General features: G+C 71.9%; 11 protein-coding genes and 1 pseudogene. All 12 read left to right on the forward strand.

All coding sequences use genetic code 11. The features are described 5' to 3' along the window. Window positions 1-63: 63 nt before the first annotated feature. Complete coding sequence (locus A6Q79_RS15035; RefSeq protein WP_067856593.1) at window positions 64-315, forward strand: RNA-binding protein; 252 nt, start codon at window positions 64-66, stop codon at window positions 313-315. Window positions 316-324: 9 nt separating this feature from the next. After that, window positions 325-879, forward strand: coding sequence for a ribosome maturation factor RimM (gene rimM / locus A6Q79_RS15040; protein WP_067856596.1), 555 nt, complete (start codon window positions 325-327; stop codon window positions 877-879). Between the two features lie 20 nt (window positions 880-899). Next, window positions 900-1,601, forward strand: a complete 702-nt coding sequence (trmD, locus tag A6Q79_RS15045; protein WP_067861462.1) for a tRNA (guanosine(37)-N1)-methyltransferase TrmD — start codon at window positions 900-902, stop codon at window positions 1,599-1,601. 158 nt (window positions 1,602-1,759) lie between these two features. Further along, entirely contained in the window at window positions 1,760-3,028 is a 1,269-nt protein-coding gene (locus A6Q79_RS15050) for an ammonium transporter (RefSeq protein WP_067856598.1), read from the forward strand. A 201-nt stretch (window positions 3,029-3,229) separates the two neighbouring features. Further along, a complete protein-coding gene (rplS, locus tag A6Q79_RS15055) occupies window positions 3,230-3,580 on the forward strand; it encodes a 50S ribosomal protein L19 (RefSeq protein ID WP_067856601.1) in 351 nt (116 codons plus the stop codon). 54 nt (window positions 3,581-3,634) lie between these two features. Then, window positions 3,635-4,321, forward strand: coding sequence for a signal peptidase I (lepB, locus tag A6Q79_RS15060; RefSeq protein WP_236749845.1), 687 nt, complete (start codon window positions 3,635-3,637; stop codon window positions 4,319-4,321). Window positions 4,322-4,331: 10 nt separating this feature from the next. Continuing rightward, window positions 4,332-5,066, forward strand: coding sequence for a ribonuclease HII (locus tag A6Q79_RS15065; protein WP_286690469.1), 735 nt, complete (start codon window positions 4,332-4,334; stop codon window positions 5,064-5,066). Then, window positions 5,063-5,371 (forward strand): DUF2469 domain-containing protein, encoded by a 309-nt coding sequence (locus A6Q79_RS15070; RefSeq protein WP_067856607.1) that lies wholly within the window; start codon window positions 5,063-5,065, stop codon window positions 5,369-5,371. Before A6Q79_RS15065 ends, A6Q79_RS15070 begins: the two co-directional genes overlap by 4 nt. 8 nt (window positions 5,372-5,379) lie before the next feature. After that, window positions 5,380-5,748: a hypothetical protein gene (locus A6Q79_RS15075; RefSeq protein ID WP_067856610.1), complete on the forward strand. Its 369-nt coding sequence runs from the start codon at window positions 5,380-5,382 to the stop codon at window positions 5,746-5,748. 95 nt (window positions 5,749-5,843) lie between these two features. After that, on the forward strand, window positions 5,844-6,206 hold the full coding sequence (locus A6Q79_RS15080; protein ID WP_067856613.1) for a YraN family protein: 363 nt from the start codon (window positions 5,844-5,846) through the stop codon (window positions 6,204-6,206). After that, window positions 6,206-7,780 (forward strand): YifB family Mg chelatase-like AAA ATPase, encoded by a 1,575-nt coding sequence (locus A6Q79_RS15085; RefSeq protein ID WP_067856616.1) that lies wholly within the window; start codon window positions 6,206-6,208, stop codon window positions 7,778-7,780. The genes A6Q79_RS15080 and A6Q79_RS15085 overlap by 1 nt, the downstream gene beginning before the upstream one ends. Further along, a pseudogene (locus tag A6Q79_RS15090) lies at window positions 7,777-8,229 on the forward strand (DNA-processing protein DprA); the annotation flags it as partial. The gene A6Q79_RS15085 and the pseudogene A6Q79_RS15090, both read left to right, overlap by 4 nt.

Consider the following 8,229-nt stretch of genomic DNA (forward strand, 5'->3'; position numbering starts at 1 on the left):
GGCCAAGGCCGAGGACACCGCTGCCGAGGCGCCCGCCGAGGCCGAGAGCACCGAGTCCTGATCGTGGCTGGTCGCACGCAGGAGGTCATCGAGCACCTCGTGTCGGCCATCGTCGACCACCCCGACGAGGTCGACGTGCGCGCCGCGTCGACCCGCCGGGGCGACCTCTTCGAGGTGCGGGTCAACCCTGCCGACCTCGGCAAGGTGATCGGCCGCTCCGGTCGTACCGCGTCGGCGATCCGCACCGTCACCGGAGCGATCGCCGGCACCAAGGGTGCCCGCATCGACTTCGTGGACGTCGACCGCCAGCGCTGAGGACCTGACGTGCGCGTCGTCGTCGGCCGCATCGGCCGGGCCCACGGCATCAAGGGCGAGCTCGCCGTCCAGGTCCGCACCGACGAGCCGGAGCGTCGCTTCGCACCTGGCACCGCCCTCGTCGCCGGCGACCGCACCGTCGTCGTGGCAGCCGCCCGGAACCACTCCGGGCGGCTCCTGCTGCGTCTGGAGGGCGTCGGCGACCGCACCGCGGCCGAGGCCCTGCACGGACGCGTCCTCGAGGTCGACGTCGACCCCGACGACGTGCCCGAGGACGACGACGCCTACTACGACCACCAGCTCGTCGGCCTGCGCGTGCACGACCACGCCGGCACCGACGTCGGGGTCGTCGCCGACGTGCTCCACCTGCCCGAGCAGGACCTGCTGTCGCTCGACCTCGACGCGGGCGCGCGCGGCGTGCTCGTGCCGTTCGTGGTCGCGCTCGTCCCCGACGTCGACCTGGGTGCGGGCCACGTGACGCTCGCCGACGTGCCCGGTCTGCTCGACCCCGACGCCCAGGCCGTCGCCGAGCCCGAGCGGGCCGCCGGCGGTGCCGACGCATGAGCGAGCCCGACGCCCCGACCCTGCGCATCGACGTCGTCTCCATCTTCCCGGCGTACCTCGACGCGCTCGACCTGTCGCTCGCCGGCCGGGCCCGCGAGAAGGGTCTGCTGCAGATCGCGACGCACGACCTGCGCGACTTCACCCACGACCGGCATCGCACCGTCGACGACACGCCCTACGGCGGCGGCGCCGGCATGGTCATGAAGCCCGAGCCGTGGGGCGAGGCCCTCGACACGGTCGCCACCGACGACAGCGTCGTCGTGGTGCCCACGCCGTCGGGCACCCCGTTCCGCCAGTCCCTCGCGCACGACCTCAGCCGCGAGCGGCACCTCGTGTTCGCGTGCGGTCGCTACGAGGGGATCGACCAGCGCGTCATCGACCACGCCCGCGAGCGCTGGCGCGTCGAGGAGGTCTCCCTCGGCGACTTCGTCCTCAACGGGGGAGAGGTCGCCGCGCTCGCGGTGATCGAGGCCGTCGTGCGCCTCGTCCCCGGCTTCATGGGCAACCCCGCCTCGCTCGCCGAGGAGTCGCACGGCGAGGACGGCCTCCTGGAGTACCCCGTGTACACCAAGCCGGCCACGTGGCGCGGCCACACGGTGCCCGACGTCCTGCTGTCCGGCCACCACGGCGCGATCGCCGCCTGGCGGCACGAGCAGGCGCTGCAGCGCACCCGCGAGCGGCGCCCGGACCTGCTCGGTGACGCGTCCGAAACATCGAGTTAACCCGAGGCTCGTCGTCGTAACGCTCCTGTGACCCGGAGGCAAGCCCCGCACAACCTCCTGTCGCCAGCATGACGCAGGAACCACGCAGCAGCGTCGCCGCGTGTCGCCCCCTCGCGGGGTCCTCCCTGCTCGCCCCCTGACGACGAGAGAGACACTCGATGAATTTCCCGACCTACTGGCTGCTTATCACGGCAGCGCTGGTGCTCTTCATGACGCCAGGCCTCGCCTTCTTCTACGGCGGTCTGGTCAAGGCCAAGAGCGTCGTGTCCATGATGATGCTCAGCTTCGGCACGATGGGCCTCGTGGGCGTCCTCTGGATGCTCTTCGGTGCCAACATGGCCTTCGTGGACGGAACCAGCAACGACTGGATCCCCGAGGTGCTCGGCAACCCGTTCTCCGACTTCGCGCTGAACGACGCGGCCAAGGCCGCGTTCGGCGGTGACGCCAGCGCCGGTGCTGTCCTCGCGGCGGCGGCCTTCGGGTCGACCTTCGCGATCATCACCGTCGCCCTCATCTCGGGCGCCATCGCCGACCGTGCGCGGTTCTTCCCCTGGCTGCTGTTCGCCGGGTTCTTCTCCGTGCTGGTCTACTTCCCGGTCGCCTCGTGGGTGTTCTCGTTCGTCGTGGACGGTGACACGACGACCTTCACCGGCTGGGTCGGCCAGCTCGGCACCCACCTGGGCCTGAGCACCGAGACGATCGACTTCGCCGGCGGCACCGCGGTGCACATCAACGCCGGCGCGGCCGCCCTGGCCCTCGCGCTCGTCCTGGGCAAGCGCAAGGTCTTCAGCAAGGAGACCGCCGTCCCGCACAACGTGCCGCTCGTCCTCATCGGTGCCGCGGTGCTGTGGTTCGGCTGGTTCGGCTTCAACGGCGGCGCCGCCACCGCGGACGGCCAGGCTGCGCTGATCTTCGTCAACACGATCGTCTGCCCGGCCGCAGCGGCCATCGGCTTCATCGTGGTCGAGCACTTCCGTCACGGGAAGGCCACCGCCGTCGGCGCCGCCTCCGGTGTCGTGGCCGGTCTGGTCGCGATCACGCCGGCCTGCGCCAACCTGACGCCGTTCTGGTCCATCGTGCTCGGCCTCGTCGCCGGTGCCGTCTGTGCGGTCGCCATCGAGCTCAAGTACAAGCTCGGCTTCGACGACTCGCTCGACGTGGTCGGCCTGCACCTGGTCGCGGGCGTCATCGGCACGCTGTACCTCGGCTTCTTCGCGATCGACACCGGCCTCTTCACGGGCGGCAACATCGACCAGCTGATCGTCCAGTTCATCCCGGCTGTCGCCATCGCGACCTACAGCTTCGTGATGGCCTTCATCATCGCGAAGGTGATCGACGTGACGGTCGGCTTCCGTGTCACCGAGGAGGAGGAGGTCGCCGGCATCGACAGCGTCCTCCACGGTGGCGAGGGCTACGCGCTCGACTGAGCCGTCGCCCACCCCAAGACCCCACGAGGGCACCTGCTCGGGCAGGTGCCCTCGTGGCGTTCTGGATCTTCTGCCGCCCACGGCCCGGCACTGGCGCATCGCGGTTCTGCCACAGGGGATCCGCTGACCGACGCCGCACGACCCTTTTCTTTTCACCATCGTTTTCCGTGGGTGACCTGTGGCACCGGCGAGGAGTAGATCATGACCAACCTGGTCGACCAGGTCGCAGCCGAGTCCCGTCGCGACGACGTCCCCGCGTTCCGCGCCGGCGACACCCTCAAGGTCCACGTCAAGGTCGTCGAGGGCAACCGCTCTCGCGTCCAGGTGTTCCAGGGCGTCTGCATCAAGCTGCAGGGCTCGGGCATCGGCCGCACCTTCACGGTGCGCAAGGTCAGCTTCGGCGTCGGCGTCGAGCGCACCTTCCCGCTGCACACGCCCGTCATCGAGAAGATCGAGGTCGCGACCCGCGGCGACGTGCGTCGCGCGAAGCTCTACTACCTCCGCTCGCTGCGCGGCAAGGCCGCGAAGATCAAGGAGAAGCGCGAGGACTGAGGTCCTCCCGCGTGCCCACCTGCTCGCTGTGGCTCCTGCGTCTAGGCTCACGTCGTGAGTGAGACCGTGAAGAAGCGCCAGCTACCCGTCTGGCAGGAGTCGATCCTCCTCGTCGTCATCGCCATGGTGATGGCCGTGGTGGTCAAGGCCTTCTTCCTGCAGGCGTTCTACATCCCGTCGGAGTCGATGGAACCGACGATGCTCGTCAACGACAAGATCCTCGTCCAGAAGGTCTCCTACTGGACCGGCGATCCCCAGCGTGGCGACATCGTCGTGTTCGACGACCCGGGGGGATGGCTCGACGCCAGCGAGGACGCCAAGGCCAGCAACCCGGTCCAGAAGGCGCTGGAGGTCGTCGGTCTCTTCCCGACCGGCGGCCACCTCATCAAGCGCGTCGTCGGCGTCGGCGGCGACCGCGTCGCCTGCTGCGACGAGCAGGGCAGGCTCACGGTCAACGGCACGTCCATCGACGAGCCGTACCTGCGCGACCCCGCCGCCAACAGCGAGACCCGCTTCGACGTGATCGTCCCGAAGGACCACCTGTGGGTCGAGGGCGACAACCGCGGCAACTCCGCCGACTCGCGCGTCCACCAGGGCGACCCGGGCGGCGGCTTCATCCCCGTCGACGCCGTCGTCGGCAAGGCGTGGGTGCGGGTGTGGCCGTGGAAGCGCATGGGCTTCATCCGCGGCACCGACGCGTTCGCCGAGGTGCCCGACGACCCGCCCGCGAAGCGCGAGTGACGCAGCAGCAGTGACAGCACGTCCGAGCCTCCGGTTCGAGCGCAGCCTCCTGCGCGAGCGCTGCACCGTGCTCGCCTGCGCCGACGAGGTCGGCCGCGGTGCGCTCAGCGGTCCGGTGAGCGTCGGCGTCGTCGCCGTCACCGAGCAGACCCGCACGGCACCGCAGGGCGTGCGCGACAGCAAGCTGCTCTCGCCCGACGCCCGCGCGCGGCTCGCGCCACGCATCCGCCGGTGGGCCACCACCCACGGCGCGGGCTACGGCGTCGGTCACGCGTCGCCCGCCGAGATCGACGCGGTCGGCATCATGGCCGCGATGCGGCTCGCCGCGCACCGGGCGCTCGTCGACCTCGACCCCACGCCCGACCTCGTGCTGCTCGACGGCAACCACGACTACCTGAGCGCGCCCGCGCAGCCGTCGCTCCTCGACGCACCCGGGCCGAGCTTCCCACCCGTCGTCACCGCGGTGAAGGCCGACCTGCGCTGCGCAGCCGTCGCCGCCGCGAGCATCCTGGCGAAGACGTCGCGTGACGCGCTCATGGTCGAGCTCGCGCAGGAGCACCCGCAGTACGGCTGGCACGAGAACAAGGGCTACGCGTCGCCCGCCCACGTCGAGGCGCTGCGTCGGCACGGCCCGAGCGACCACCACCGACGTTCGTGGAGCCTGCCCGGCTGCGCGGTCCCGGCCGGTAGTGTTCCGGGGAGCGACACGACGAGCACGATCGAGCAGGCCGTGGAGGGCAGATGAGCGCAGAGGACCTCGAGAAGTACGAGACCGAGGCCGAGCTCGCGCTCTACCGCGAGTACCGCGACGTCGTGAAGATCTTCAAGTACGTCGTGGAGACCGACCGTCGCTTCTACCTGTGCAACGCGGTCGACGTGAAGGTCCGCTCCGAGACCGGCGACGCCTACTTCGAGGTGTCGATGAACGACGCCTGGGTGTGGGACATCTACCGTCCGGCCCGGTTCGCCAAGAACGTCAAGGTGCTCACCTTCAAGGACGTCAACGTCGAGGAGCTCGCCGACTCCGACGTGAAGATCCCGTCCGCCTGAGGCACCTCGTGGACGAGACGCCGTCGAACGTCGTGGCCGTCCTGGCGCGCATCCCGGTGGAGAGCATCGACGCGGCGCTACCGCTGTACGAGCGCCTGTCGGGCACCACCGACGTGCGCGCCTTCACGTTCGGACCGGTGCGGCTGGCGTGGGTCGGACCCTTCCTCCTGCTCGAGGGCGCCGACGAGGCCACCCGCTCCCGCGCCGCGACGATCATCGTCCGCCACCTCGACGTCGTCGTCGACGCCGTGCAGGGCGGTGGGGGAGACCTCCTCGACGGTCCGATGCCTGGGCCGAACGGCCGCAGGCTCGTCGCCCGCCACGGCGACGGCAACGTCGTCGAGTACGTCGAGCAGGCCGCGCCGACCCGCTCCTGACCACGTCCACAGGCCCTTCGTCGGGCTGGTCCTGGTCGTCCACAGCCCGTGCGAGGGGTCTGTCGTGGGCGTCGTGGTGTGGCGAGGCTGGGGGCATGAGTCAGGCACGCAACGACGCGCTGGGGCGGTACGGGGAGCAGGTGGCGGCGCGGCACCTGGAGTCGCTGGGGATGACGATCCTGGAGCGGCGGTGGACGTGCCGGTGGGGTGAGCTCGACCTGGTGGCCAGGGACGGCGACACGATCGTGTTCTGCGAGGTCAAGACGCGGACGAGCTCGCGGCACGGGACGGGCTTCGAGTCGGTGTCGGCGCGCAAGGCGGCTCGGCTGCGGCGGGCGGCGTCGGCGTGGCTGCAGGCGCAGGAGGCGGAGCCCGCGGCGGTGCGGATCGACGTGGTGTCGGTGCGGATCCCGCGGCGCGGCGGTCCGGTGGTCGAGCGGATGGGCGGGGTGGCCTGATGGCGGCGACGCACTCGGTGACCCTCGACGGGCTGACCGGTCGGGCGATCGAGGTGGAGGTCGACATCGCCTCGGGTCTGCCCAAGACGATCGTGGTCGGTCTGGCCGACACGATCGTCAACGAGGCACGCGACCGGGTGCGTGCCGCGGTCGTCAACTCCGGCACGACCTGGCCCGACCAGCGCGTGACCATCAACCTCGCCCCGTCGACGCTGCCGAAGACCGGGTCGCACTACGACCTCGCGATCGGGGTGGCGATGTTCGTCGAGAAGACGCTGGTGCCGGTCGAGGCCACGGCGGGCACCGTCTTCATCGGCGAGCTCGCCCTCGACGGTCGGCTGCGGGCGGTGCGCGGAGTGCTGCCGGCGACGATCGCCGCCGTCGAGGCCGGTTTCGGGCGGGTCTTCGTGCCGGAGTCGAACGTGGGGGAGGCCGAGCTCGTGAGCGGCGTGCAGGTCGTCGGCGTGCGGTCCCTGCGCCAGGTGGTCGCGCTGCTCACGGGAGAGGACGAGCCGGACGACCCGCCCGTGCCGCCGCTGGAGGAGGGCGTCGGGCTCGGGCACGCCTACGTCGACCGCGTGGCCGGGCTCGACCTCGCCGACGTCGCCGGGCAGGAGGACACCCGGACCGCGGTCGTCGTGGCAGCTGCCGGCGGTCATCACGTGCTGATGACCGGCCCGCCGGGCATCGGCAAGACGATGCTGGCCCAGCGGCTTCCCGGCCTGCTGCCCGACCTGACGCGGGAGCAGGCCCTGGAGGTCAGTGCCGTGCACTCCCTGGCGGGCGTGCTGCCGGCGGACGTGCCGCTCGTGGAGCGTCCGCCGTTCGTCGACCCGCACCACACTGCCAGCGCCGTGGCGATCGTCGGGGGAGGCCAGCGGGGGATCCGTCCCGGCGCGCTCAGCCTGGCCCACCGCGGCGTCCTCTTCCTCGACGAGGCACCGGAGTTCGCGTCGAACGTGCTCGACGCGCTGCGCCAGCCTTTGGAGTCCGGGCACGTCGTCGTCTCGCGCGCGGCGCAGACCGCGACGTTCCCCGCCCGGTTCCAGCTCGTGCTCGCCGCGAACCCCTGCCCGTGCGGGCAGGGCGGGTCGGTGAGCGACCCCTGCGAGTGCACGCCGCTCATGCAGCGCCGCTACCGCGACCGGATCTCCGGGCCCGTGCGCGACCGCATCGACATCCACCGCACGCTGGTGCCGCCCAGCCGACCCGAGCTGGTCCACGAGACGGCGGGTGCCCGCTCCACCGCGCAGCTCGCACCGGCCGTGCGTCGGGCCCGGGAGCGACAGGCCGTCCGCTTCGCCGGGACGCCCTGGCAGGCCAACGCCGACGTGCCGGGCGTCGACCTGCGCAAGCACTGGCCGGCCACCGACGCCGCCCGACGCCTCGTCGACTCCCACCTGCGCGGGCAGCGACTCTCGGCGCGCTCGGCCGACCGGGTCCTGAGGGTGGCCTGGACCGTGTGCGACCTCCGGGACGGCGGGCAGCCCGACGTCGACGACGTCGAGCTCGCCCTCGCGCTGCGGCGCGGCACGCCGCTCGGTCCGCTGCTGCGCGACCTGGTGACGTCGTGAGCGAACGGACCGACCAGTTCCGTCGAGGCGACGCGCTGCGCGACGCCGAGGCACGGCTCGCGCTGAGCCTCGTCGTCGAACCGGGCGACCCCCGGCTGGTCCCGTTGCTCGCTGAGCACGGTGCCGGCGCCGTGGTGTCGGCGATCCGCCAGGGTGGCGGCACGCTCGCGTCGCAGCTGCCGGACGCCTGGCGCGACGCCGCGCCGCGCCTCGAGCGCGACGTCGCCGCGGCCCGAGCCAGGGCCGACGAGCAGGGTCTGCGCTGGGTGGTGCCGGGCGACCGGGAGTGGCCGGCCGGCCTCGACGACCTCGACCACGTGGAGCCGCACGGAGGCACCACCGGCGCACCGCTGGGGCTCTGGGTCCGCGGTCCTGCCGACCTCGCCGGGCTCGCGGAGCAGGCGGTGGCCGTCGTCGGCGCCCGCTCGTGCACCGCGTACGGGAGCGAC

The sequence above is a fragment of the Aeromicrobium sp. REDSEA-S32_B7 genome, from assembly GCF_001626145.1.
GTDB classification, from domain to species: Bacteria; Actinomycetota; Actinomycetes; order Propionibacteriales; family Nocardioidaceae; genus Aeromicrobium; species Aeromicrobium erythreum.